26 protein-coding genes and 1 riboswitch are annotated in these 25071 nt (G+C 70.3%); of the genes, 14 read left to right on the plus strand and 12 right to left on the minus strand.

The features are described 5' to 3' along the window. Window positions 1–31 precede the first annotated feature (31 nt). The 4 genes from ACFFGH_RS09905 (at window position 32) to ACFFGH_RS09920 (ending at window position 3641) form a co-directional block, all read left to right on the plus strand. Window positions 32–964, plus strand: coding sequence for an ACP S-malonyltransferase (locus ACFFGH_RS09905; protein WP_386667753.1), 933 nt, complete (start codon window positions 32–34; stop codon window positions 962–964). Beyond that, window positions 961–2019, plus strand: coding sequence for a beta-ketoacyl-ACP synthase III (locus ACFFGH_RS09910; RefSeq protein WP_386667755.1), 1059 nt, complete (start codon window positions 961–963; stop codon window positions 2017–2019). Before ACFFGH_RS09905 ends, ACFFGH_RS09910 begins: the two co-directional genes overlap by 4 nt. Window positions 2020–2086: 67 nt before the next feature. After that, a complete protein-coding gene (locus tag ACFFGH_RS09915) occupies window positions 2087–2335 on the plus strand; it encodes an acyl carrier protein (RefSeq protein WP_386667757.1) in 249 nt (82 codons plus the stop codon). 64 nt (window positions 2336–2399) lie between these two features. Next, window positions 2400–3641 carry a beta-ketoacyl-[acyl-carrier-protein] synthase family protein gene (locus ACFFGH_RS09920; protein WP_386667759.1) on the plus strand — a complete coding sequence of 414 codons (1242 nt, stop codon included), beginning with the start codon at window positions 2400–2402 and terminating at the stop codon, window positions 3639–3641. 85 nt (window positions 3642–3726) lie between these two features. Here ACFFGH_RS09920 and ACFFGH_RS09925 read toward each other — a convergent pair whose 3' ends face one another. Continuing rightward, entirely contained in the window at window positions 3727–4230 is a 504-nt protein-coding gene (locus ACFFGH_RS09925; protein WP_386667760.1) for a DUF3145 domain-containing protein, read from the minus strand. Window positions 4231–4382: 152 nt separating this feature from the next. Between ACFFGH_RS09925 and ACFFGH_RS09930 the strand changes: the two genes are divergently transcribed. Further along, window positions 4383–4916: a PadR family transcriptional regulator gene (locus tag ACFFGH_RS09930; protein WP_386667762.1), complete on the plus strand. Its 534-nt coding sequence runs from the start codon at window positions 4383–4385 to the stop codon at window positions 4914–4916. Window positions 4917–5022: 106 nt separating this feature from the next. On the opposite strand, the gene ACFFGH_RS09935 is transcribed toward ACFFGH_RS09930, so the two are convergent. Beyond that, window positions 5023–6669: a bifunctional 3'-5' exonuclease/DNA polymerase gene (locus tag ACFFGH_RS09935; RefSeq protein WP_386667764.1), complete on the minus strand. Its 1647-nt coding sequence runs from the start codon at window positions 6667–6669 to the stop codon at window positions 5023–5025. Between the two features lie 8 nt (window positions 6670–6677). Next, window positions 6678–7520, minus strand: a complete 843-nt coding sequence (locus tag ACFFGH_RS09940) for a DUF1684 domain-containing protein (RefSeq protein WP_386667766.1) — start codon at window positions 7518–7520, stop codon at window positions 6678–6680. A gap of 138 nt (window positions 7521–7658) precedes the next feature. Between ACFFGH_RS09940 and ACFFGH_RS09945 the strand changes: the two genes are divergently transcribed. The 5 genes from ACFFGH_RS09945 (at window position 7659) to ACFFGH_RS09965 (ending at window position 13073) form a co-directional block, all read left to right on the plus strand. Beyond that, on the plus strand, window positions 7659–8675 hold the full coding sequence (locus ACFFGH_RS09945) for a magnesium and cobalt transport protein CorA (RefSeq protein ID WP_386667768.1): 1017 nt from the start codon (window positions 7659–7661) through the stop codon (window positions 8673–8675). A gap of 104 nt (window positions 8676–8779) precedes the next feature. Beyond that, window positions 8780–9451: a hypothetical protein gene (locus ACFFGH_RS09950; RefSeq protein WP_386667769.1), complete on the plus strand. Its 672-nt coding sequence runs from the start codon at window positions 8780–8782 to the stop codon at window positions 9449–9451. 46 nt (window positions 9452–9497) lie between these two features. Further along, window positions 9498–9851, plus strand: a complete 354-nt coding sequence (locus tag ACFFGH_RS09955) for a hypothetical protein (RefSeq protein WP_386667770.1) — start codon at window positions 9498–9500, stop codon at window positions 9849–9851. A gap of 135 nt (window positions 9852–9986) precedes the next feature. Then, window positions 9987–10172, plus strand: a complete 186-nt coding sequence (locus tag ACFFGH_RS09960) for a hypothetical protein (protein WP_386667772.1) — start codon at window positions 9987–9989, stop codon at window positions 10170–10172. 81 nt (window positions 10173–10253) lie between these two features. Then, window positions 10254–13073 carry a bifunctional diguanylate cyclase/phosphodiesterase gene (locus ACFFGH_RS09965; RefSeq protein WP_386667774.1) on the plus strand — a complete coding sequence of 940 codons (2820 nt, stop codon included), beginning with the start codon at window positions 10254–10256 and terminating at the stop codon, window positions 13071–13073. 13 nt (window positions 13074–13086) lie between these two features. Continuing rightward, window positions 13087–13164: riboswitch (cyclic di-GMP riboswitch) on the plus strand. Window positions 13165–13313: 149 nt separating this feature from the next. Here the strand turns inward: ACFFGH_RS09965 and ACFFGH_RS09970 are convergent. From ACFFGH_RS09970 to ACFFGH_RS09995, 6 genes are all read right to left on the minus strand, one after another. Further along, a complete protein-coding gene (locus tag ACFFGH_RS09970) occupies window positions 13314–13973 on the minus strand; it encodes a hypothetical protein (protein ID WP_386667776.1) in 660 nt (219 codons plus the stop codon). Between the two features lie 13 nt (window positions 13974–13986). Beyond that, complete coding sequence (locus ACFFGH_RS09975; protein WP_386667778.1) at window positions 13987–14730, minus strand: ThuA domain-containing protein; 744 nt, start codon at window positions 14728–14730, stop codon at window positions 13987–13989. A 26-nt stretch (window positions 14731–14756) separates the two neighbouring features. After that, the gene (locus ACFFGH_RS09980) at window positions 14757–15698 is read right to left on the minus strand and encodes a zinc-binding dehydrogenase (protein ID WP_386667780.1); all 942 of its coding nucleotides are present in this window, start codon (window positions 15696–15698) and stop codon (window positions 14757–14759) included. 101 nt (window positions 15699–15799) lie between these two features. Further along, window positions 15800–16804, minus strand: coding sequence for a sugar phosphate isomerase/epimerase family protein (locus ACFFGH_RS09985; protein WP_386667782.1), 1005 nt, complete (start codon window positions 16802–16804; stop codon window positions 15800–15802). A 23-nt stretch (window positions 16805–16827) separates the two neighbouring features. After that, window positions 16828–17997 carry a Gfo/Idh/MocA family protein gene (locus ACFFGH_RS09990; RefSeq protein ID WP_386667783.1) on the minus strand — a complete coding sequence of 390 codons (1170 nt, stop codon included), beginning with the start codon at window positions 17995–17997 and terminating at the stop codon, window positions 16828–16830. 67 nt (window positions 17998–18064) lie between these two features. Next, complete coding sequence (locus tag ACFFGH_RS09995; protein WP_386667785.1) at window positions 18065–18793, minus strand: ThuA domain-containing protein; 729 nt, start codon at window positions 18791–18793, stop codon at window positions 18065–18067. A gap of 160 nt (window positions 18794–18953) precedes the next feature. Here ACFFGH_RS09995 and ACFFGH_RS10000 point away from each other — a divergent pair, with 160 nt between their 5' ends. Beyond that, window positions 18954–19937 (plus strand): sugar phosphate isomerase/epimerase family protein, encoded by a 984-nt coding sequence (locus ACFFGH_RS10000; protein WP_386667787.1) that lies wholly within the window; start codon window positions 18954–18956, stop codon window positions 19935–19937. Here the strand turns inward: ACFFGH_RS10000 and ACFFGH_RS10005 are convergent. The 3 genes from ACFFGH_RS10005 to ACFFGH_RS10015 are packed head-to-tail and all read right to left on the minus strand — an operon-like array spanning window position 19925 to window position 22583. Further along, a complete protein-coding gene (locus ACFFGH_RS10005; RefSeq protein ID WP_386667789.1) occupies window positions 19925–20710 on the minus strand; it encodes an SDR family NAD(P)-dependent oxidoreductase in 786 nt (261 codons plus the stop codon). The genes ACFFGH_RS10000 and ACFFGH_RS10005 overlap by 13 nt on opposite strands. A gap of 2 nt (window positions 20711–20712) precedes the next feature. Further along, on the minus strand, window positions 20713–21522 hold the full coding sequence (locus ACFFGH_RS10010) for a sugar phosphate isomerase/epimerase family protein (protein WP_386667791.1): 810 nt from the start codon (window positions 21520–21522) through the stop codon (window positions 20713–20715). Between the two features lie 38 nt (window positions 21523–21560). Beyond that, the gene (locus ACFFGH_RS10015) at window positions 21561–22583 is read right to left on the minus strand and encodes a zinc-dependent alcohol dehydrogenase (protein ID WP_386667793.1); all 1023 of its coding nucleotides are present in this window, start codon (window positions 22581–22583) and stop codon (window positions 21561–21563) included. Between the two features lie 207 nt (window positions 22584–22790). Between ACFFGH_RS10015 and ACFFGH_RS10020 the strand changes: the two genes are divergently transcribed. The 3 genes from ACFFGH_RS10020 to ACFFGH_RS10030 all read left to right on the plus strand — a co-directional run bounded on the left by ACFFGH_RS10020 (window position 22791) and on the right by ACFFGH_RS10030 (window position 25007). Then, complete coding sequence (locus tag ACFFGH_RS10020) at window positions 22791–23861, plus strand: Gfo/Idh/MocA family protein (protein WP_386667795.1); 1071 nt, start codon at window positions 22791–22793, stop codon at window positions 23859–23861. Next, window positions 23858–24661 (plus strand): hypothetical protein, encoded by an 804-nt coding sequence (locus ACFFGH_RS10025; protein ID WP_386667796.1) that lies wholly within the window; start codon window positions 23858–23860, stop codon window positions 24659–24661. The genes ACFFGH_RS10020 and ACFFGH_RS10025 overlap by 4 nt, the downstream gene beginning before the upstream one ends. 142 nt (window positions 24662–24803) lie before the next feature. Continuing rightward, window positions 24804–25007, plus strand: a complete 204-nt coding sequence (locus ACFFGH_RS10030) for a hypothetical protein (protein WP_386667798.1) — start codon at window positions 24804–24806, stop codon at window positions 25005–25007. Window positions 25008–25071: the final 64 nt, after the last annotated feature.

Raw genomic sequence — 25071 nt, forward strand, 5'->3', positions numbered from 1 at the left:
CCCGCCACGTACGGACAGGGAGACTAGGAACGTGATTGTGATCGTCGCCCCGGGGCAGGGGTCGCAGACCCCCGGCTTCCTCGGGCCCTGGGTGGCCGAGCCACGCTTCCGCTCGCACCTCGAACGGCTGTCGGACGCCGCTCAGCTCGACCTCGTCGCGCATGGCACCGAGTCCGACGCGGACACCATCCGCGACACCAGCGTCGCCCAACCGCTCATCGTGGCCGCGGGACTGCTCACCCTCGGAGCCATCCTCGAGGGCGACCGGGAGCACGACGGGCATGTCGACGTCGCCGGAATAGCCGGGCATTCCGTCGGCGAGATCACCGCGGCCGTCGGCGCCAGGGTGCTCACCGAGCACGACGCGATGGTGCTGGTGCGGGAGCGGGGCAAGGCGATGGCTGCGGCCGCCTCGGCCGTCCGCACCGGCATGAGCGCGGTCCTCGGCGCAGACGAGGAGGAGCTGCTCCCGACCCTCGACGCGCTCGGCCTGTCCCCCGCCAACTTCAACGGCGGCGGGCAGATCGTCGTCGCCGGGGAGCTCGAGGCGCTCGACAGACTGAAGGCGGCGCCGCCCGCGGGGGCCCGGGTGATCCCGCTGCAGGTGGCCGGCGCATTCCACACCCGGTACATGGAACCCGCAGTCGAGCGGCTGCGCGAGGTCGCGTCGGGTCTCACCGTCGCGAACCCGAGGATCGAGCTTTGGACGAACCGGGACGGATCCGCGGTGGCCGACGGCGCGCAGTTCCTCGAGCTGCTCGTCGGCCAGGTGTCATCGCCGGTGCGCTGGGATCGCTGCATGGAGTCGTTCGCGAGCGAGGGTGTCACCGGCATCATCGAGCTGGCGCCCGCCGGCGCCCTGGTGGGGCTCGCGAAGCGTGCGCTCAAGGGCGTGCCGGCCGTTGCGGTGAAGACGCCCGACGACCTCCCCGCCGCCCTGAAGCTGATCGAGGACAACGCGTGACATCCACTCCAGCGGCCGAGACCGAGGTCGACCAGACCGCCATCGCCAAGGCTCCGGGCCTCACGCAGCCGGTCGGCAGCCAGCACAGCCGAATCCTGGCGGTCGGCGCCGCGCGCGGTGAGCTCGTCGTACCGAACGAGGACATCGTCGGGCCGATCGACTCCTCCGACGAGTGGATCCGGCAGCGCACCGGCGTGATCACCCGCACCCGCGCCGGCAAAGACGTCCAGGCGGTCGATCTTGCGGAGACGGCGTCGCGGGAGGCGCTGGAGCGGGCGGGGATCCGCCCGGAGCAGCTCGGCGCCGTGCTCGTGGCCACGGTGAGCAACACGGTGCAGACGCCGTCGATGGCGGCGCTCCTCACCGACCGCATCGGCGCGACGCCCGCCCCCGCGTACGACATCTCCGCCGCCTGCGCCGGCTACACCTACGGCATCGCGCAGGCGGACGCCTTCATCCGGGCCGGACTCGCCGACTACGTGCTGGTCGTCGGCGCTGAGAAGCTCAGCAACTTCGCGAAATCCACTGATCGCACCATCTCCTTCCTGCTCGGCGACGGGGCGGGCGCCGCCGTCGTCGGCCCGAGCGACACCCCGGGCATCTCGAAGACGGTGTGGGGTTCCGACGGCAGCAAGTGGGATGCCGTGGGCATGGACTCCACGCTCGAGGCCTACCGCGACGGCGCCGGCAGCGTCGAGTGGCCCACCCTCCGCCAGGAGGGGCAGACCGTCTTCCGCTGGGCCGTGTGGGAGATGGCGAAGGCGGCGAAGCTCGCACTCGAGCAGGCCGGCGTGACGGCCGACCAGCTCGCGGCGTTCATCCCGCACCAGGCGAACATGCGCATCATCGACGAGTTCGCGAAGCAGCTGGGCCTGCCTCCCGCCGTGGCGATCGCGCGGGACATCGCCACCACAGGCAACACCTCGGCCGCGTCGATCCCCCTCGCCACCCACCGCCTGCTGGAGGAGCAGCCCGAGCTCAGCGGTGGTCTCGCCCTGCAGATCGGCTTCGGAGCGGGGCTCGTCTTCGGGGCCCAGGTAGTCCGCCTCCCCTAAGCTGGAACGCGGTTCCCAACCCACCCCTTTGTTCACGACCCCACCCCCACCGAGGAGAAGAAGAAGAATGGCACTGTCCACCGAGGAAGTACTGGCAGGTCTCGCCGAACTCATCAACGATGAGACGGGCATCGCGACCGACACGGTCGAGATGGACAAGTCCTTCACCGACGACCTGGACATCGACTCCATCTCGATGATGACCATCGTGGTGAACGCCGAGGAGAAGTTCGACGTCAAGATCCCCGACGACGAGGTGAAGAACCTGAAGACCGTCGGCGACGCCGTTCACTTCATCGTCAACGCACAGGGCTAGTCCCGGCCCCGCGGCTCGGCCCGAGAAAGCCGAGCCGCGGAGCAGCAGCAGAGGGCAGGGAACCATGGAACGCAAGAAGATCGTCGTCACCGGAATCGGCGCAACGAGTCCGCTCGGCGGCACCGCACCGGACAGCTGGAAGGCCCTGCTCGCCGGGGAGTCCGGCATCTCCACGCTGGAGCACGACTGGGTCGCCCAGCATGAGCTTCCCGTCACCTTCGCCGGCCAGGCCCGCGTCCCGGCAGCCGACGTGCTCGAGCGCGTCGAGGTGAAGCGCCTCGACCCGTCCAGCCAGTTCGCGCTCATCGCCGCCCGCGAGGCGTGGGCGGACGCCGGATCGCCGGAGACCGACCCGGTTCGAATCCTCGTCGACTTCGCGACCGGAATCGGCGGGCTGTGGACCCTGCTCGACGCCTGGGACACCCTCCGCGAGAAGGGCCCACGCCGGGTCCTCCCCATGACGATCCCCATGATCATGCCGAACGCCGCGGCGGCCGCCGTCAGCATGGCGCTCTCCGCCCGCGGCGGCGCCCGCACCGTGGTCTCCGCCTGCGCCTCCAGCACCGAGTCGGTCGCGAACGCCTATGACCACCTCCAGGCGGGGCTGGCCGACGTCGTGATCGCCGGCGGGACGGAGGCCGTCACGCATGCGCTGCCGATCGCCGCGTTCGCGTCGATGCAGGCGCTCTCCCGCCGGAACGACGACCCGGCCCGCGCGTCCCGTCCGTACGACGTCGACCGCGACGGATTCGTGCTGAGCGAGGGTGCGGCGGCGCTGGTCCTCGAGACGGAGGAGCATGCCCTCGCCCGGGGCGCCCGGATCTATGCGGAGCTCGCCGGTGGCGCGGTCACCAGCGACTCGTACCACATCACCGCCCCGGACCCCGAGGGCTCCGCGGCCGCCCGCGCCATGCGCGCGGCCCTGGAGCAGGCGGGTGCGAAGCCGGAAGACGTCACGCACGTCAACGCCCACGCGACGAGCACACCGGTGGGCGACATCGCCGAGTACAAGGCGATGCTGCGGATCTTCGGCGACGCGCTGGACGGCATCGCGGTTTCGGCGACGAAGGCGGCAACCGGCCACCTGCTGGGCGGCACGGGCGCCTTGGAAGCGGTGTTCACGGTGCTGGCCCTCGCCGAGCGCACCGCGCCGCCGACGATCAACCTCGACAACCAGGACCCGGAGATCCCGCTCGACGTGGTGACGAGCCCCCGGCCCCTCGGCGACGGCCCGCTGCTGGCGATCAGCAACTCGTTCGGATTCGGCGGCCACAACGCCGTGGCGGCCTTCCGCTCCTACGAGTAGAAGCACACCCGCGAGTCGCGGTCTTCGGACGCGAAACGCCGCCGAGTCGCGTCCGAAGACCGCGACTCGAAGTTGGGGGTGGGCGTCAACCGACCTTGTGGAGCCAGACGACCGGGTTCTCGTCGCTCGCGTGACGGAAGACCTCGAGCTCGTCGTCCCAGGCCTGCCCGAGGGCGAGTCGCAGCTCGCGATGGAGCTCCAGCGCGTTCGAGCCGGCGATCTCCATCGCGTAGCGCACTCGGTCCTCGGGGATGACGAGGTTGCCGGCGGTGTCGGTCTGGGCGTAGAAGATGCCGAGATCCGGAGTGTGCAGCCAGCGGCCCCCGTCGGTGCCGAGGCCGGCATCCTCGGTCACTTCGAAGCGCAGATGCTCCCAGCCGCGCAGGGCGGACGCCAGGCGCGCTCCGGTTCCCCGCTCGCCCTCCCAATAGAACTCCGTGCGCTGTGCGCCCTTCAGCACGGGCTGAGGCGCCCACTGGAAGTTCACGGCACGGTTGAGGGCGCGTCCTGCCGCCCACTCCACGTGGGGGCACAACGCGCGGGGTGCGGAGTGCACATAGAGCACTCCGCGCGCAATCGTGTTGACCACTGCTGTTCTCCGTTCGGTTAGGTGCGACTTCCCCATCGACCTGGTGAACGGATACTGCGGTGCTCAGGAGCATTATTCCGGCAACGGCGGGAAATCACAAGGCTGTGATTCGCCTCCCGGATCCGGGTGCATACGCCGTATACATTCGGGACATGTCGCTTCGCGATTCCCTGCTCGTCGTGCTCACCCTCGGACCGGCCTACGGCTACCAGCTCCACGCGGAGGTGGTGGAGCGCACCCGGCGCAGCGCGGCGCTGAACCCGGGGCAGGTGTACTCGACACTGGACCGCCTGGCACGGGACGAGCTGCTGCGCCCGGCGGGCACGACCCACGACGGACTTCCGCTTTATGCGCTCACCGATGCGGGACACGGGGCGGCCGCGAACGCGCTCGCGACACCGCGCGGGCCGGACTTCGCGGCGATGGTCGATCACGTGCTGCTGGCGCAGTCGGTCCCGGGCGCGGACGTCGCCGGGCTGATCGCCGCGTACCGCACCGTCTGGCGGAAGCCCGCAGGTGCTGCGCCGACGGAGCCGCACCGGCTGGCGGCACGGCGGGCGCAGGACGAGCTCGCCAAGGCGGCGCACCGGTGGCTCGATGCGCTGCCCCGAGTGCAGCCATGGGCGCCGCGCGCCGACCGCCCGCGCCGCGGCCGCGGCCTTCGACAGGCTGAGGAGCCGCGCTGACCCCGCTGGGTCGCTGAGCGTTTCGCTCGTCCCTGAGCGTGTCGCTCGTCCCTGAGCGTGTCGCTCGTCCCGAGCCTGGCGAAGGGGAGCGGCCCTGCGGCAGCGGCTACTTGGCGTCCGCGTAGCTGTCCACCACGCTCACCGTCACCGGGAACTCGATCGGGAAGGCGCCGAAGAGCAGCCTGCCGGCCTCCGCGGCGGTCTGGCGCACGTGCTCGGCCACCTCGTCCGCCAGCCCGGCCGGGGAGTGCACCAGCACCTCATCGTGCAGGAAGAAGGCCAGGTGCGGCCGCTCGCGGAGCGTCCCGGACCCGAGCGTCCAGAGCCGGTTCCGCAGCGCCGCCATCCAGCACAGCGCCCACTCCGCTGCAGTGGACTGCACCACGAAGTTGCGGGTGAACCGTCCCCAGGCGCGGTTGTCGCTCCGCGCCCGGCGCTCGCGCTCGTCTGCCTCCGCCTGGTCGTCGACGTCGCCCAGCGCCGGCCAGGTCGTGCCCGGCCGCGGGGAGCTTCGCCCGAGCAGCGACGAGACGGACTCGCCACGCTCCCCCGCCCGCGCCGCCGCCTCGACCAGCCCGAGCGCGCGGGGATACGCCTTCCCGAGCCTCGGCACCATCCGGCCGCTCTCGCCGCGGGTTCCGCCGTACATCGCGCCGAGCATCCCGTACTTCGCCTGTTCGCGGGTCTGCACGGCGCCGGACTCCACCATGCCCGAGTAGAGGTCGGCCCCCTGGGCGGCGCGCGCCATGGCGAGGTCGCCGGAGAGCCCGGCAAGCACGCGCGGCTCGAGCTGCGCCGCGTCGGCGACGATCAGCTTCCAGCCGTCGTCGGCGCGCACCGCGTCACGCACCTGCGCGGGCAGCTGCAGCGCACCGCCGCCGTTCGACGCCCAGCGGCCGGTCACCACACCGCCGGGCACGTAGACCGGCGTGAACCGGCCGTCGCGCACCCAGGAGTCCAGCCACTGCCAGCCGTTGGCGCTGGCGAGCCGCGAGAGCTTCTTGTACTCCAGCAGCGCCGGAATGCCCGGGTGCTCCACCCGCTTCAGCTCCCATGACCGGGTCGACGAGACGGAGATCCCGGCGCGACGGAGGCCGCGGAGAAGCTCCGGAGGCGAGTCCGGGTTCAGGTCCGGCGAGCCGAAACGCTCGCGCAGCTCCCCGAGCAGCTCGGCGAGGCGTGCAGGGCGCATGCCCGGAGCAGGGCGCGGCCCCAGCATTCCGGTGAGGATGCGATCGTGCACGTCCGCCCGCCACGGCACGCCGGCGAAGGTCAGCTCGGCCGCGATCAGCGCCCCAGCGGACTCCGCGGCGAGCAGGAGCCCGAGCCTGCCCCCGTCCGCCTGCGCGACGGCCTCGCGCTGCAGCCGGAATTCGGCGACCGCGTCGAGCTGCGCGGTCTCGTCGCCGATGCGGAACAGGCCGCCGTCGTCCGGGCCCTGCGTCTCCAGCCGGTCCCACCCGTTCGGCTCGGCGGTCGCCAGACGCGAGCGCGCCGTCGCCAGTGCACGCCGCAGCACGGCATGGCACAGGCGCAGGTCGGTGCAGCGCTCGACCCGGACGCCGGCATCCAGCAGCCGGGGATACCAGCGGGCGGTGTCGTCCCACACCCAGCGTGGCCCGTCCGCGTGCGCGGCGACCCACTCCGGAAGCCGGCCGCGGGGGAATTCCTCGGTGAAGCGCGGCTCGTCGGACTCGTCGAGCCCGGTCGCCCGCACGCCGCCGTCCCCGGCGGCCTCGAGCACGATGTGCACGGGTGCGCTCAGTGCAGCAGCGAGCCGTCCTTCGCCAGCACGTTCTTCTCGCCCGCCTCGATGGGCACCGGGAAGCGGTTCTGCTTCGGAGGGAGCGGGCAGTTGAAGCTGTAGCTGAACGCGCAGGGCGGCAGGATCGCGCGGTTGAAGTCGAGGGTGATGCTGCCGTCCGGGTTCGGAGCCACGAACAGGAACCGGCCGACGCTGTAAGTCGAGTCGCCGTTGGTCGCGTCGGCGAAGACCAGCTGCAGCGCCCGGCCGGCCTTGAACGCGGCGAGCGAATACGACTGGCCGTCCTTCTCGAAGTCGATGAGGCCGGGGACGACCTTCTCGCGGGTCGCGCCGTTGTCCTTGAGATGCTCGAAGCCGACGGTCGTGCCCGCTGGGTTCTCGACGAAGCTGCCGGTGATCACCCAGTCCGGGTTGTAGTCGAAGGCGTCGATGCCCCCGAAATTCTGGATGGCCTCGGAGTTCGCATCCCAGACCCGCAGCGCGTAGCCGCCCTCCTCCCCCGCGATGACGAAGCCGCTGACGGTTTCGCTGAACACGATCGTGCTGGGCGACTCGGCGTCCTTGCCGCGCACCACGGCGGTCCCGTCGACCAACTGCCCATCCACGACGATGCCATCGTCGGCGGTCGCGGTCACCTGCAGGCCGGATTCGCCGTCGGGCAGCGGCGCCCACAGGCCGGGGACGCCCCAGACGGGCTGCTCGGAGTCGATCCACTGGGTGTTGACGAGCGCGAGGCTGCCACTCGGCTGCACCACCGCCTCCTCGCGTCGGGACCGGAAGAGCGCGAGCTGCGCCTCGGGCGTCGTGGGCTGGGCCTTGGCGGTGGCGGTGTCGGTCATGCGTTCCATCCTTGTCGACTCGCGAACCCCAACCGCACCGGACACGGGTTTATTTCGGTCCGTCGGCACGTCGCCCGAAGGTTTCCCGCCGCTATCGTGGCAAGGCCGGTCCAGGCCGTGCGCAGAAGGAGGACCGCGATGCCGATCGTCGACAACGCCATCTACGTCGCGGGCGTGCGCGGCGCGACGCAGCACAGTCTCGAGGAGACGTTCGAGGCGCTGCACGAACGCGGCGGCCTGGCGTGGATCGGGCTGTACCGGCCCACACCCGACGAGATCCGCGCCGTCGCAGAGGAGTTCGAGCTGCACCATCTCGCGGTGGAGGACGCGCTGCACGGCCATCAGCGGCCGAAGCTCGAGCGGTACGGCGACACCCTGTTCGTGGTGCTGCGTCCAGCCCGCTACCTCGACGCGCCGGAGGAGGTGGAGTTCGGCGAGGTGCACCTCTTCGTCGGCCGGAACTTCGCCGTGACGATCCGGCACGCCGAGTCGCCCGACCTCGGCCGGGTGCGCAAGCGCCTGGAGCAGCACCCGGCGCTGCTCGCCCTCGGCACGGAGTCGATCCTCTATGCGGTGATCGACCAGGTGGTGGACGAGTACGTGCCGGTGGTGAACGGCCTGCAGAACGACATCGACGAGATCGAGGATCAGCTCTTCGGCGGGGATCCGGCCGTCTCCCGGCGGATCTACGAGCTGCTGCGCGAGGTGATCGAGTTCCAGCGCGCCACGCGGCCGCTCGTCGACGTGGTCGCGGGGCTGGAGGCCGGCTTCCAGAAGTACGCGGTCGACGTCGAGCTCCAGCGGAACCTCCGCGACGTGGCCGACCACGTGCAGCGGGTGGTGGAGCGGGCAGACGCCTTCCGGATCCTGCTTCAGAACGCGCTGAGCCTGCACGCCACCGTGGTGGCGCAGGCTCAGAACGACGAGATGCGCCGCCTCTCCGAGTCGAGCCTGAAGCAGAACGACGAGGTGAAGAAGATCTCCGCGTGGGCAGCGATCCTGTTCGCACCGACGCTCGTCGGCACGGTGTACGGCATGAACTTCGAGGTCATGCCGGAACTCGACTGGCCGCTGGGCTACCCGTTCGCGCTCGGGCTGATGGTCGCGATGGGGGTCGGCCTCTTCGTCGCGTTCAAACGCCGCGGCTGGCTGTGAACTGCCTCTGAGAATACGCCCCGCTTTCAGCAAACGTTCGGCTGACGCGAGGAATCTCGGATGAGGGCTCCCAGCAACGGGGCTGCTCAGCGAAGGAGGAAGTCATGTCGACAGCAAGCGGCGACAGGAACGACGCGCGCGACGCGGCACCCACAGAGCGCATCGACGAGGGCCGCCATGCGGCTCCGGTCGACGGCGTGCACGACGCGGATCCGAACGTGCGGCGTGAGGTGGTGGCCCGCGAGAAGGAAGCCTACGGAGGCGTGAAGATCGGGGCAGCCTTCTTCGGCTGGCTCACGGCGGTCGGCATGGCCGTGCTGCTCACGGCATTCGTGGCCGGCACCGGTGCAGCCGTCGGCCTCGGAACCGGCGTCACCGAGCCGGACGACGTGGACCCGCAGGCGGCCGGCGCGATCGGCATCGCGGGGATCATCCTGGCCCTCCTCATCGTGGTGGTGGCGTACTACTGCGGAGGCTACGTCGCCGGCCGGATGGCGCGATTCAGCGGCGCGAAGCAGGGCCTCGCCGTGTGGCTCTGGGCGCTGATCATCGCCATCGTGGTGGCCGTGATCGGCGGGGTGCTCGGCGCTCAGTTCAACGTGCTCCAGCAGCTCAACGCCTTCCCGCGGATTCCGGTGAACGAGGGTGACCTGGGGGTCGCCGGCATCATCACCGCGGTGGTGATCGCGCTCGCGAGTCTCGGCGGAGCGATTCTCGGCGGAATCGTGGGGGTCCGCTACCACCGCAAGGTGGACAAGGCCGGCCTCGGCGCCTGAGCCGGCTGTTCACGACCCCGCCCTTGACGACCTGAGAGGAACCGCAGTGAGAAAGCCCATCACGCCCGCGATGCACGGGGCGATCGACTACGGCATGTCGGCCCTTCTGCTCGCCGCGCCATGGGCGCTCAAGCTGAGCCGGAAGTCGGCGATCACGTTCAACGGGTTCGCCGCGGCGCAGGCCGGCGTCACCGCGCTCAGCAATCAGCCGCTCGCGGCCAAGCAGCTCATCCCCTGGCATGTGCACCGCACCATCGACGCGGCGGCGGTGCCGGCGCAGCTCGCCGTGCCGCTCGCCACCGGCGTGGCGCGGGAGCCGAAGGCCCGCGCACTCTGGATCGGGACGCTCGTTGCGCTCGTCGCGGTGTTCGCGCTCACCGACTGGGACGCGCGGGACTAGACCGCCGACGCCGAGCGGTCACGCCGCGGATTCCGCAGGTCGCGGAATCCGCGGCGTTTCGTGCGCCCGGATGCGCCGCAGGATGCCCCAGACTCGCCTCGACGCTCACCCGACGAGCGGCCGGAGGGGCGAACGATGACGGCGATTCCGGGAACCAGGGTGATGCAGGTGGCTGGGCTCGCCCTGTTCGCCGCCGGTGCGATCCTCCTGGCGGTCGGCACGTCGTCGATCGGCCTGTTCGTCCTGTATGCCTTGCTCACCTTCGGCGGCGTGATCCTCGTCCTGGCCGGCAAGAAGCTTCAGCAGCGCTCGCTGCGGTAGGCCGCGCGCCTGGCGGAACCAGGGGCGGCTGCCCGGCGCACGCCCGGCGCACGGTCAGCGGGATCGTGGCAAGGTGAACGGGTGCGCCCGACTACCCCGCCTCAGTCCGACCTGCCCGCCGGGGAGCGGGAACGTCTCGAGGAGTGCTCGCGCGAGCCGATTCGGACGCCCGGCAGCATCCAGCCGCACGGGGTCCTGCTGACCGTCGACCCTGACGGCGCGGAGATCCTCCAGGCGAGCAGCAGCTCCGCAGAGGTGCTGGGCGTCGAGGCGGCAGCGTTGATCGGCCGTCCGCTGGCGGACCTCCTCGAGCCGGAGGCGCACCAGCGATTCGAGTCGCTGCGTGACGGCGACCGGGCCATCGCGAATCCGCTGACCGTGCAGATGCACGGCCGGCCGTTCGACGTGATCGTGCACCCCGTCGACGGAACCGTGGCGGTCGAGTTCGAGCCGGTGCTGCCGCTGGGCGCCGACCCGTCGACGGCAGCGATCTACGGCGCCATCCAGCGGCTCTCCGCCGCGGACAGCATCGACCGGCTTCGGGAGGAGACCGCGCGCGAGCTCCGCATGCTGACCGGCTTCGACCGGGTGATGGTGTACGCCTTCCACCCGGACGGCCACGGCGAGGTGGTCGCCGAGGAGCGCGCCGAGGAGATGGAGCCCTATCTCGGCCTGCACTTCCCGGCCAGCGACATCCCGGCGCAGGCACGGCAGCTGTACCTGGGCAAGCTCTCCCGGGTGATCGTGTCGACGGACTCCGGAACAGCGGAGCTCGTGCCGGAGGTGAACCCGCGGACCGGGCAGCCGCTCGACCTGGGCCTTGCCGAGCTCCGGAGCGTCTCCCGCCACCACCTGCAGTTCATGCGCAACATGGGCCAGGGAGCGACGTTCTCGCTCTCCCTGATCGTCGCCGGTGAACTCGTCGGCATGGTCACCTGCGCGCACCGCACTCCGAAGCGGATCGGCTACGCAGCGCGGCAGGGCTACGAGATCCTCGCCGGCCAGGTGTCGCTGCAGCTCGGCGCCATGGCCGAGATCGGCCGGCTCGGCCGCCGCGATGCCGCCAGGTCGGTTCGTGCACGGCTGCTCGAGCACGCCGGCCGGCGTGACGATCTGGCGCAGGCGCTCACGGACGGGCCCGCCACCGTGCTCGACGTGCTCCCGGCCGACGGCGCCACGGTGTGCGTCGATGGCCGGTGCGTGTCCGTGGGGGACGTGCCGGTCGCCGTGACCCGGTCGAACTTCGCCCGCCGGCTCCGCGCCCTCACTGCCGGCCGACCCATCGTCACGGCGCAGCTCGTCACCGATCTCCCGGAGGTCGCCGACCTGCTGCCGGGAGTCGCCGGACTCGTCGTCACACCCCTCAGCTCCGGCGGCGATTTCCTCGCCTGGTACCGCCCGGAGGTGGTCCGCACGGTCAACTGGCTCGGGGACCAGACGCCGGCGAACCGGCTCACGCCGTTCTCTCCCCGCAACTCTTTTTCGCAGTGGACACAGAGCGTCACGGGCCAGTCGCTGCCGTGGGACGGCCGGGAGCGCGACGCCGAGGAGCTGGCCAGAGACCTGGAGGGATCGCTCCTGCGCCGGGCGGAGACGAAGCTGGCCGAGCTCGCACTGCGCGACGCGCTCACCGGGCTGCCGAACCGCCGGTTGCTGATGGACCGGCTGGACCAGGCGATCAAGCGGCATCACCGCGGGCAGCCGCTCGCGCTGCTGTTCATCGACCTCGACGGCTTCAAGCAGGTGAACGACACGCTCGGCCATGACGCCGGCGACACCCTCCTCGTCACCACGGCGGAGCGGATCCTCGGCCAGACCCGAGCTCAGGACACGGTCGCCCGCATCGGCGGCGACGAGTTCGTGGTGCTCTGCGAGAACGCCGGTTCTGCGGAGGCCGAGCTGATCGCCGATCGCATCGCGGCGTCCATCGGGACGGAGATCCAGCTTGACGGCCGGACTGTCGACGTCGGCGCGTCGATCGGGATCGCGACACCCCGCGCCGGCGGGGGTGCGCACGACCTGCTCCGCGAGGCCGACGCTGCCATGTACGCGGCGAAGCAGCGCGCCAGGGACGGCAGCGGTCCCGCCTCTGCCCTGCTGCCGGAGCCGAGGATCGACCTCGAGCAGCCGATGCGGCTCGGCCTCGAGCGCGGCGAGTTCGTCGTGCACTATCAACCGATCCATCGGGTGGCGGATGCATCGCTCGCCGGGGTGGAGGCGCTGGTGCGCTGGGACCGGCCGGGGCACGGCAGGATCCCGCCGAACCGGTTCATCCCGGCGGCCGAGGCGAACGGGCTGATCGAGCCCCTCGGCCTTCGGGTGCTCGACGACGCCCTCCGTCAGGCGGCTGTGTGGATCGCCGAAGGCCGGGTCCGCGAGGACTTCACCGTCTCGGTGAACGTCTCCCCCGTCCAGCTGCAGAGCTCGCTCCTGCCCGACTCGGTCTCCGGCCTCCTCGCCAAGCATCGCCTGGAGCCGAGGCGGCTGCTGCTCGAGATGACGGAATCCAGCATGATCGCCGAGTCGACGGCGCTCGCCGAGACGGTGCGCCTGCTCCACGAGATCGGTGTGGGAATCTGCATCGACGACTTCGGCACCGGCTATTCCTCGCTGTCGTACCTGCGGTACCTGCCCGCCTCGCAGCTGAAGATCGTTCCGCAGTTCGTCGCGGGCATGCTGCAGTCCTCCCGCGACGAGGCGCTCGTGGCGGCGACGGTGAATCTGGCGCACCGGTTCGGCATGACGTGTGTGGCCGAGGGCGTCGAGGAGCAGGCGGTCCTGGAGCGCCTGCGGATCCTCGGGTGCGACTTCGCGCAGGGCTTCCTGATGGGGCGTCCCGCTGCAGGAGCGCAGTATACCGACCTCGGGACCACATTCCGACCAGGCGAACGGATGCCGTAGTCTGGGGACCGCTCACCGAAAACGGCAAACCCGGCGTGAGCCGGGGACGCAAAGCCACGGGACCCACGCGCGGGTCAGCCGGGCTACCGGACTCAGAGAAGATCACTCATCTCTCGACGTTTTCAGGAGTTCCCAATGGCCCGTCGCATCGACACCATCATTTCGCTCTTCGCCCTCGGCGCGACGGCCACCGCGGTCGTCCTCGGCGCCCACGCGGTGCTCACCCTCACCGCGTGATCCTCAGGGCAGACGCTCGGCCGTGTAGGTGATCTCCGCACCGCGGTCGGCGAGCAGGGTCGCGGTGACCGCGAGCCCCACCTCGCCGCCCGGGCCGACGCTGGCCGTCGCGGGACTGTCCGGATCGTCGCGCTTCGCCGCGCCGATCTCATCGAGCATCGTCTCGAGCTCCTCGGCGCTCCACCCGTACAGGTCGGCGACCTGGGTGAGCTGGGCATGGGCGGAGGTGAAGTTCCCGCCCACCGGGACGACCACATCGACCCGGATCAGCTCGCCTGCCTCGGTGGAGAGCGTCACCTGTCTCGCATCCTGCACCACGAGCGCGCCGTCGGGCCCGAACACCTGCACGCGCAACGGCCGTTCGCTGGCGATCGATCGCTCGCCGTCAGGCTCGAGTCCCAATTGCTCTGCGGGCAGCGCGGCGCCCGAGTCCATACGGATCACCACGAGACCCGTCCGGCTGAGGTAGTCCACCCCGGCGCCGGTGAAGATGCTCGAGCCGCCGGGCGCGGTCTGGTCCGCGCCGGCGACGGGATTCGGGTCCACCCACCACGAGTTGTTGATCGCGACGGTCACGAATCCCGCCACGGCCATCAGGGTGACGAGGAGAATGCTCGGCAGCCAGGACAGCAGGCGGCGTCGGCGGCTAGGCACCCGCTCCACGGCGACCTCCGGATCAGCTCGCGAACCACTCCCGTGCGGGATTGCCGACGCCGGGGACGGCCCGGTCACGGGTCGCCGGCGCCGCCCACTTCACACCGTTGGCCAGCACCTTCCGGATCTCGGCCTGGTGGTAGACGGGGTACTCCTGGTCGCCCGGGCTGAAGTAGAAGATCCGGCCACGACCACGGGTGAACGTGACGCCGGAGCGGAACACCTCGCCGCCGGTGAAGGAGCTGATGAAGACGAGATCGTCCGGGGCGGGGATGTCGAACAGTTCGCCATACATCTCCTGCTCCGGGATGACGATCGGATGCGGGATCCCCTCCGCGATCGGGTGGCCGGGGTTCACGTTCCACACGAGCTCCCGCTCCCCCTCGTTCCTCCAGAGCAGCGAGCACGTCGTGCCGAGAAGGCTCTTGAAGATCTTCGAGAAGTGACCGGAGTGCAGCACCAGGAGCCCCATCCCGCCGAGCACGTGTCGCTTCACCCGCTCCACGACCTCGTCGCTCACGTCGGCGTGGGCGACGTGACCCCACCACAGCAGCACGTCGGTTCCGGCGAGCACCTCCTCGCTCAGCCCGTGCTCCTCCTCTGCGAGGGTCGCCGTGCTCACGTCCGCCTGCGGGAAGTGCTCGCGCAGGCCGGCTGCGATCGCGCCGTGGATGCCGTCCGGATAGATGCGGGTGACGGTCTCGTCGCCGCGCGACTCGTGCACGTTCTCGTTCCAGACCAGCAGGCTCAGCGGGGTTGTCGGCATTGTGGATCCTTCCTGAAGCTTCGAGCCTACGCGCCGCGCTCTGCGGGTTCGCCGGTCACATCCAGCAGCGTCTTGATGGCGCTGTAGCTGGTCTCACCGGCGAAGACGGCCGGCAGCTCGTCCAGCGTCACGGTGGTGTCGACGAGCTCCGACGGGCGCAGGAACCCGTGGGCGCTCAGCCGCTGCGCACGGTCGATCCAGCGCAGCACGTCGTGCGGGTCGCGGTGATGCAGGCTCAGCACTTTGAGCGCGCGGTAGTTCCAGCTCTCCATGTCGATGGTGCGCTTGCCGCCGTTCGACTGGTGGTAGCCCATGACGCCGAGGGTGCCGGCGATCTTGGTGAGGTCGCTTGCGAGCTGCAGACCGCCTGCCGCCCCGGTGGCCTCGACCACGACCGACGACGCCTGCATCATGTCCGGCGTCACGTCGTCGGGGGCGAGCACCCGCTCCGCGCCCCATTTGACCGCCAGCTCCCGCGCGACCTCCCGTGGTTCGATCACCACGACGCGGTGACCGCCCGCCACGAGCAGGCGCAGCGCCATCAGCCCCATGAAGCCTGCGCCGACGATCACGACCTCCGGCTCGTGCGCCAGGTCGAGCATCTCGATGCCGCCGATGACACAGGCCAGCGGCTCCGCCAGCGCGGCGTCCTCGAACGAGCAGTCCGGGTGCAGGGGAACCGTCCGCCAAGCCGGCACGATCAGCTCGGTCGCGTACCCGTCCTCGACGTATGCGACCACGCGTGCGCCCGCCGGCACGGCCGGATCCGTGCTCTCCGTCACCGTCCCGGACACCTCATGGCCGATGCGCGCCGGGAAGGGCCCGCGCCCCTGCTTCACCCTGGCGGTGTCGGAGTGGCAGACGCCGGCGAAGGCGACCTGCACGCGAACGTGCCCATCGGGGAGCGCGGGCGCCGCCGACTGCGCCACCCTGACGGTCTGCGGGGCCACTTCGGCGAGGTATCTCATGCTGTGTCGTTCCTTCTGGTTCAGGGGTCTGCCGGTGCGACCGGCGTGGGTCATCGGCCGGGGCGGTCCGGCGGACCAGCCCCGGCGAGTGGACTCGACGGCTAGCGGTCGACGGCGAAGGCCGCGTCGAAGGCTGCGGTCGGTGCGTCGAAGGCGAACTTCCGCACGAATCCGAGCGCCTCGGGCGCGCCGACGAGGCGGTCCATTCCCGCGTCCTCCCACTCGACCGACAGCGGGCCGTCGTAGCCGATGGCGTTCAGCATCCGGAACGCGTCCTCCCATGGCACGTCGCCGTGACCGGTGCTGATGAAGTCCCAGCCCCGCCGCGGGTCGGCCCAGGCCAGGTGCGAGGACAGCCGGCCGTTCCTGCCGTTGAGACGCTTCTTCGTGTCCTTGCAGTGCACGTGGAAGATGTGGTCCTGGAAGTCCCAGAGGAACCCGACCGGGTCGAGGTCCTGCCAGACCATGTGGCTCGGGTCCCAGTTGATGCCGAACGACGCGCGGTGCCCGATCGCCTCGAGGGTGCGCTTGGTGGTCCAGTAGTCGTAGGCGATCTCGCTTGGGTGCGGTTCCAGCGCGAAGCGCACGCCGACCTCCTCGAAGACGTCGAGGATCGGGTTCCACCGGTCCGCGAAGTCCTGATATCCGGCGTCGACCAGCTCGGCGGAGACCGGCGGGAACATGGCGACGTACTTCCAGATCGACGACCCCGTGAATCCGGTCACCGTCTTGGCCCCGAGCCGCGCGGCCGCGCGGGCCGTGTTCTTCATCTCCTCGGCCGCGCGCTGACGCACGCCCTCAGGGTCGCCGTCACCCCACACGCTGTCCGGCAGGATGTCGCGGTGGCGCTGGTCGATCGGGTCATCGCAGACCGCCTGGCCCTTGAGGTGATTCGAGATGGCGAACACCTTGAGGTTGTTCTTCTCGAGGATCGCGAGCCGGTCGGCGACGTAGTCGTCGTCGGTGGCGGCCCGGTTCGGGTCGAGGTGGTCGCCCCAGCTGGCGATCTCCAGGCCGTCGTAGCCCCACTCGCCTGCGAGGCGGGCCACCTCCTCGAACGGCAGGTCGGCCCACTGGCCGGTGAACAGTGTGATGGGTCGTGCCATGTTCCTTATCCCTTACCTTTCTGCTACTTCGTCGAAACCCAGGTGCTGCCGGACTCGGAGCTGCGCTCCACCGCACCGAGCACCCGCTGCACCTGCGCACCTTCGGCGAACGACGGCTCCGGCTGGGTGCCCGAGTCGACGCCGTTCATGAAGTCGACGACCTGATGAGTGAACGAGTGCTCCCAGCCGAGTCCGTGCCCGGTGGGCCACCACTTCGCCACGAAGGGGTGCTCCGGCTCGGTGACCAGGATGCGGCGGAAGCCCTGCTCCCCCGCGGCGTCGGTGCCGTCGTAGAACTCGAGCTCGTTCATGCGCTCCAGGTCGAAGGCGATCGACCCCTTGGACCCGTTGAACTCGAGGCGCAGCGCGTTCTTGCGGCCCAACGCGTAGCGAGTGGCCTCGAACGTGCCCAGTGCTCCGCCGCTCAGCCGCCCGAGGAAGAGCGCGACGTCGTCGACGGTCACCTCGCCGCGCTCGTCCGACGCCGTGCCGCCGAGACCCACCTGCTCGCCGAGCAGCGGGCGCTGCTTGACCAGGGTCTCGAGCACACCGCTCACGGACTCCACCGTCTGTCCGGTGATGAACTGCACGGCGTCGACCGCGTGGGCGCCGATGTCGCCGAGCGAACCGGAGCCCGCCTTCGACTTGTCGAGGCGCCAGGTCATCGGGCCTTCTGCGTCGGACAGCCAGTCCTGGAGGTACGCCGCGCGCACCTGCCGGAGATCGCCGATCCGGCCCTCGCGCACCAGCTGCCGGGCGAAGATCAGCGCCGGGACCCGGCGGTAGCTGAAGCCGACCATCGCGTACACGCCGTTCCGGGCGGCCTCCTCGGCCGCGGTCGCCATGCGCTCCGCCTCCTCGACGGTGTTCGCCAGCGGCTTCTCGCAGATCACGTGCTTCCCCGCCTGCAGCGCGGCGATGGCGATGTCCGCGTGGGTGTCTCCGGGGGTGCAGACGTCGATGAGGTGGATGTCGTCGCGCTCGATCAGCTTGGTCCAGTCCGTCTCGGACTCCTCCCAGCCGAACTGCTGCCGGGCGGCCTCGACCTTGGCCGCGTCGCGGCCGACGATCGTCTTCATCCGCGGGGTGATCGGCAGCTCGAAGAACCGCGGGGCGGTGCGCCAGCCCTGTGAGTGGGCCGCGCCCATGAACCCGTAGCCGACCATGGCGACGTTCAGCTCCCGATTGGGCATCTCATACTCCTTCGTTCAGATGCGGCCTGGCGTCGGCCGCCGGGTGGTGGTGTTCCAGGCGGACCGCTCAGCGGGCGGCCCAGAGCAGGCCGCGTTCGATGACCGTCCGCACGTTCGGGTCCTCGACGATCTCGACCCGGTGGCCGGGCGTCGACACGAAGATACGCCCCTTGCCCCACTGGCGCGTCCAGATGGCGGGCGAGGTGACCGGACGCTTCCACGGGTCCCAGGGACGAACCGCCTGCGTGGTGGTGGCCAGCACGTCGAGGTAGTCGTCGTGCAGCACCCAGTACTGCTCGGTGACCAGCTCGAAGTCGTCGAGCCCGGAGGTGATCGGGTGCTTCCGGCCCGCCTCGGTGATGTTGATCGTGTGCGGCATGTAGTTGTCCGCCTGCTCGCCCGTCCGCTCCTCCGGCGCCTTGCCCGGATGCGAGGCGAATTGCCCTCCGATGAAGTGCAGGTAGTCCGAGCTGTTGCGATACGAGTCCGCGATGCCGCCGTGCCAGCCGGCGAGGCCGGCGCCGGCCTCGACCGCACCCACCAGCCCCTTCAGCTGATCCGGCTCGATGGCGTTCATCGTGTTCGTCTGGACGATGAGGTCGACGCTCGGCAGATAGTCGGCGTCGGCGTAGACGGCCGGCGTCTCCCCCGGGGGCACGTCCTCCACCCGGACCTCGAACCCGTTGGACTCGAGGAACGGAAGAAACGCCTCTGTCGTCTCGACCGGCTGGTGTCCCTCCCAGCCTCCCCGGACGACGAGGGCGCGGCGGCTGGAGGGACTATCGGGAGAGCTCATGCTGGCCTTTCGAGGGTTCTCTGCGAGGTGGAATCGGCCCAATGGCCGAGGCTATTGCCGCCGATCGGCCCGGGCAACCCGGACGGCGGAGTTCGGAGGGTGCGCTACAGTCGCTGGGCAGCGCAGATGGTATCGCTACCGGCACCGCGAGGAGACGACGATGGCCTTGACCGCCGAGACCTGGCCGATCGTGGCGGCGACCCTGCCGCTGCCGGGCGCCGACGCGAGGGGCGTCCGCGCCCAGGACGCGCCGGCGGAGACGTGGGCGGCATCGCTGCTCGAGGTCGCGGACGCCGGATTCGACGGGATCGATTTGACGGACACCTGGCTTCAGCCGGGGGACCTCGGACCGTCCCGCCTGAGGGAGCTCGCCGTCGCGGCCGGCGATGCCGGTGTGCGTATTTCGGCGATCTCCGCGGTCCGTCACAGCGTCATCGACCGTGAGCGCGGCGAGGCGAATCTCGCGTACAGCCACCGTACCCTCGAGGCCGCCGCGGAGCTCGGCTGCTCGCTCGTCTCCGTCGGGCTGCACCAGCCGCTCACCGAGGCGCAGCAGCGGCAGCTGTGGTTCTGGACCGTCGAGGGTCACCGCGATCTTCCCGAGGACGCCGAGTCGTGGGACCTGGCGGCGACGAGGCTCCGCGAGCTCGGCAGGCATGCGGCGGAGCTCGGCCTGCTGCTGTCGCTGGAGATGTACGAGGACACCTATCTCGGCACCGCCGACTCGTCGGTGCGGCTGGTCGAGCAGATCGGCCTGCCGAACGTCGGACTGAATCCGGACATCGGCAATCTGGTGCGCCTGCACCGTCCTGTCGAGCCGTGGCGCGAGCTCGTCGAGAAGACGCTCCCCTATGCCAACTTCTGGCATGTGAAGAACTACTTCCGGGACGAGGACGTCGCCACCGGTTTCTACACCGCCGTGCCGGCCCCGCTCGAGCTCGGCGTCATCGACTACCGCGCCGCGGTCCGATTCGCGGTGTCCGTCGGCTTCCAGGGCCTTCTCTCGACGGAGCACTACGGCGGCGATGGGCTCAGCGTCTGCGCGACGAACCGCGACTACCTGCGGCGCCACGCACTGCCGAAGCGCGACGGCTACGCGCTCGGCCGGAGTCGCGTCGACCAGCTGCAGCATCATGCGATGTGAAGGCCGCCGTTGACGTCGTAGGTGGCTCCCGTCACGTACCCGCCCTCCCGGCTGAGGAGGAAGTTGATCACCGCGGCGACGTCGTCGACCGTTCCGATCCGTCCGACCAGGAGGTCGCTCACCAGCTCCGCTTTGCGCGCCTCGCTCAGCGTGCCGCCCATGATGTCGGTGTCGATCGAGCCCGGCGCCACCGAGTTGGCCGTGATGCCGTGCGGACCCAGCTCGCGGGCGAGCGTCCGCGCGATGCCGAGCAGGGCCGCCTTCGCGCCGGAGTACGCCGCGCGTCCGTAGACGCCACCGCCGCGCTCCGCCGAGACGGAGGAGACGTTGACGATCCGGCCCAGGTGGTGACTCGCCATGACGGCGGCAGCGGCCTGCGTCATGTGGAAGGTGCCGTGCACATTCACCTCGAACACCCGCCGCCACTCCTCCGGCGTCACCTCGAGGAACGGCACCGGCGAGCTGACGCCGGCGTTGTTGACCAGGCCGACGAGCTGCGGGAGCTCGCGGTCGACCCGCTCGACCGCGGCGAACGCCGCATCACGGTCGGTGATGTCGACGCCGAGCCCGAGGGTCGGCACGCCGTGCTGCTCGGCGACCTCGCGGGCGACGGCCTCGGATGCGTCCTGGCCGAGGTCGACCACGGCCACCGCCCACCCGTCGCGGGCGAGGCGGTGGGCGGTGGCCCGGCCGATGCCGCGCGGAGACGCCGCACCGGTGACGATGGCGGTCGGCTGGGCCGGGAACTCCGCGGCCGGCGATGGCTCCGCCATGGCTACGCCTGACCCATCCACTCGAGCACGCGGCGGCGGCTGAGCTCGACCTCCGGGTAGGGGTTGTAGTGCTCCGGCTCGTGCTCGATGCTGATGGTGCCGGTGTAGCCGATCTCCTCCAGCGCCGTGAGGCACTCGCGCACCGGCACGATGCCGTCGCCGAGGGCGCAGGTATCGTGCGCGCCGGCCGCGCGGATGTCCTTCAGGTGCACGTAGAGGACGCGCGACCCGAGCTCGCGGATGGCTTGCGCGGCGTCGAAGCCCTGCGTGCCGAACCAGCCGGTGTCGACCGCAGCACCGATCCGCCCACCGGAGTCGGCGCCGATCTGGTCGAGCAGCTCCTGGGCGCTCTTCTGCGGGTGGTTCTCGAACGCCAGCACGGTGTCGGTCTCCTCGAGCACGTCGAGCAGGGCCGCACGGTCGGTGGAGAGCACCTTGGTCTGGCCGCCGAGGATCCGGGTGCCGAGCGCTTTCGCCACCCGGGCGGCGGAGCGGACCTCGTCCGGGGTGTCGCCGTAGTAGCTGCCGTAGCTCGCGACGGTCACGCCGTGCTTCGCGAGGACGCGCTGCGCCGCCTCGATGTGCTCGTCGGTCGCCCATGCGTAGTTCAGCTGCGGGTGCCACACGTCGACGGTGTCGAAGCCGAGTTCGACCGCGGACGCGACGAAGGCGTCGAAGCGCTCCTCGAACGTCTCGATCGGGCGGTAGTGCTCATTGGCGGCGGTGTCGCCCTGATTCCAGCCCTCGGTCATGTTCCAGTCGAGCTGCTGGGCCACGAGATTCGCGCCCATGAAGGAGAGTTTGAAGGTCATACGTGTCTGTTTCCGATCTCTGTCGTATTGCGCGAGGGCTACTCGGCGGTCTGGCCGGTGTGCGGGAGGAGGTAGATCTTGCCGCAGGCACCGGTGTCCTGGATGTCCATGGCGTCAGAAACGTCCTCGAGCGGCATGGAATGGGTGATGAGGGTGTCGATTCGGTCGCCGGCCTTGCGGATCGATTCCCACATCTTCGCCGCCATGGTGAGGTGGTTCCAGTGCCAGATGCCGTGGATGGTGAGGCCGAGCGGCACCAGGTTCGGCAGTTCGATGTCGTTCCAGGTGATGAAGCACACCTGGCCCCGGCGGCGGGTCGCGAGCGCCGCTGCGCGGGGCGCACCCGGCGCTCCGCTCGTCTCGATGGTGGCGTCGGCCCCCATCCCCCCGGTGAGCGCCCGGATCTCCTCGACGACGTCCTCCGTCATCGGGTTGAAGACGCGCTCCGCGCCGAGCTTGTAGGCGAGCTCGGTGCGGTACGGGTGGGTCTCGATGCCGAACACCCGCGCTCCGCGGACGGCGCCCTGGATCACTGCGCCCTGGCCGACGGGTCCGAGACCCGACACGATCAGGGTGTCGAGGGCATCGACGTTCATCCGCTGCAGCGAGGCGAAGGTCGGCCCGAAGCCGCAGGTCGCCATGGCGGCGTGCTCCAGGGAGATGTCGTCCGGGATCTTCGCCAGCAGCCAGTCCGGCTTCAGCAGGTACTGCGCATAGGTGGCGGTGCCATACTCCTGGCCCGTCTCGGCCAGGACGTCGCGCTGATCCATGCAGTGCATGTGATCTCCGGAGGTGCAGTACACGCACTTCCCGCACCCGTGGTGCGGCATGACCACCACCCGGTCGCCTTCCGAGACCAGGCGCGAGCTGCCCGCGTCGACCACGATGCCGGTTGCCTCATGCCCGACGACGTCGGACACCTGACCGGCCTTGCGGTTCTTGAACTCGGTGCACATTGGGGCGATCAGAACCTCCACGACGACCAGGTCGCCGCTGGCGACGGGTCGAGGCTGATCGAGGACTTCGATCCTCCCGGGAGCTGTGATTGCGGCTGCTCTCAACGCTTTGCTCTTTCTTCTTCGAATGGGCATTCTCGGGGCGAAGCGCCAGGCGGCGCCGCCCTTCCCGGGATCCGGCCAGCCATGATTGCAGACTTCCCGGAGTGGATGCTCCAATAGTACATACCCGTTTCCAATTCCGGCCAAGATCGGGTAGGTTTTCGCCACGGCCTCGGCACGTTCCGGCGCGTTTCCAATGAAGGAGTACGAATGAGCACCAAGACCCTGGGGGTGGGAATTCTCGGCGCTGGGCCGGTGACCCAAGCCATCCACCTCCCGACGCTCGCCCGCCTGGAGGACGTATTCTCCGTTGCCCGGGTGATGGACGTCGACGCCGACGTCGCCAGCTCCGTCGCCGGCCGCGTCGGCGCGGCGTGGACGACGAGCGTCGAGGAGCTCCTCGCAGACGAGGAGGTGCAGATCGTCGCCATCTGCAGCCCGCACCACTTCCACGCCGAGCAGGTCATCGCCGCCTGCCGCGCCGGCAAGAAGGCCATCCTCTGCGAGAAGCCGTTCGCCATGAGCCAGGAGGAGGCTGAGCAGATCGCGGCCGTCTCACAGGAGACCGGGGTGCCGATCATCGTCGGCGCCATGCACACGTTCGACCCGGCCTGGATCGCCGCCAGGGAGAACTGGGGCGACCTGCTCGAGAAGGTGCACACCGTCCGCTACTCGATCATCCTGCCGCCGAACCCCCGCTTCGAGGACTTCGCCACCGAGGTCGTCAATCGTCCGGCTCGCGGGTCGGCTGACCGCCGCGATCCGGACACCGCGCATGGCATGGTCTTCGGCAGCATCATGGGGCTCGCCATCCATGACCTGCCCCTGGTGCGGACGTTCTGCCCGGATTTCCGGGACGTCGAGCTGCTCTCCTCGATCGTGCCCGACCCGTCCGGCTACTTCGTGAACCTCCGGATCGGCGACCGCAACGTGGAGGTCGTCGCCACCTCGAACCAGAGCTGGATCCCCGAGTGGTACGTCGAGGCCATCGCCGACGACGTGTCGGTGCGGATCGACTTCATGCCGTCGTACGTGCAAGCCGGCTCGGGCACGGCGACGATCCGCCGCAACGGCGAGACCCGGGTGTTCGGGCCGACGCCGAGAAACGGCTACGAGGGCGAGTGGCGCTTCCTCGCCGACCTCGCCGCCGGAAGGGTGGAGCCGCTCGATGTGACGGAACTGATCCACGACCTCACGTTCGCCCTGGAGATCGCCGACAAGGCCGCCGAGGCAGCGCGCCAGACCGCCATCAAGGAGAAGGAAGCAGAGGTCATCGCATGACCACCCAGCTCAGTGTCACGGCGTCCGACGCCGCGAATCGTTCGGGCCGCGTCGCCCAGGTGATCGCCGCGCTGCCCGTCTCCCTGCACCCCGCCGCGGATTCCGGTGAGCGCGACACCGCCGACCTCGTCGCGATCGACGGGGCCGCCGGCTGGCCGACTGAGGCAGCGCAGGCGATCGACGGCGGCGCCCGGGGTGTGCTCGTCGTGCGCCCCGTCCCCGCCGACGTGCAGTCACTCCTCGAGATCTCCAGCGCCCGGAACGTCCCGGTCGTGATCGACGCGATGTGGACGTACAACCCGGCCGTGCAGAACAGCGCAAGCGCGTTCGCCGCGGTCTTCGATGACCGCATGCTCCTGGAGGCGCGAACCTACGCGGCCACCGGCTCGGACTGGGACCGAGTGCTGCTCGATCAGCTGTCGCTGATCCGGGCGGCCGTCGCACCGGTGCGGCGCTTCCGGTTCGTCCGCACGAGCGAGCACGGGTACGCCGCGCTCGCGGAGTTCGGGAACGGCGCCCGCGCCAGCCTCACTGCCGTGCGGACCGACTCCGTGCCGGAGTCGGCGAGCCTGCGCTGCGTGAAGGCGCAGCACGTGGTCGAGCTGGGTGTGCCGGCACCCGAGACCGCGATCCCGGGCCGTGTGCACGTTTCCGGCCCCGACGGGTCGAACCTGCTGGAGACCAAGTGGGAGACCGCTCACAGAGCCGCCTGGCGGCACCTCCACGGCCTCGCAACCTCCGGACTGACATCGTCGGACCTGGCTGATTTCAGCGACGACGTCGCCCTCCTCGCCGGCTGAGCGGACCCCGCGGAAGAACCCGGCCGGGATTTGTTCCCGGTCGGGTTCTTCTTGGTTGCGGCCTGGCGCAGCCGGCTGGATGCGGACCGCGAGTTCGCTGATGACCGGCGTCGTCCGGCTTCGGCGACGCTAGCTTGGAAGCATGATCAACGACGATTCCCGCGACTCCGGCGACGACGCGATCGCCGAACCGTTCGACCAGACCAACGGCCTGGTGGTCGGGCTCGAAGGCGACTCCGACGGCACCGCCGACAGCGACCTGAAGAGCGCGAGCGACCGCGGCGACGACGACGGCCGGAACCCCGGCGACGGCAGCGCCGCGCTCGCCGTCGGGCCGCGTTCATAACGCCGCGTCCACCCGGCCGGCTCCCGCGCTCCCTGGCACGGTCGCAGCGCGACGAAGCGCCCAC

This window comes from Lysobacter korlensis (genome assembly GCF_042434515.1).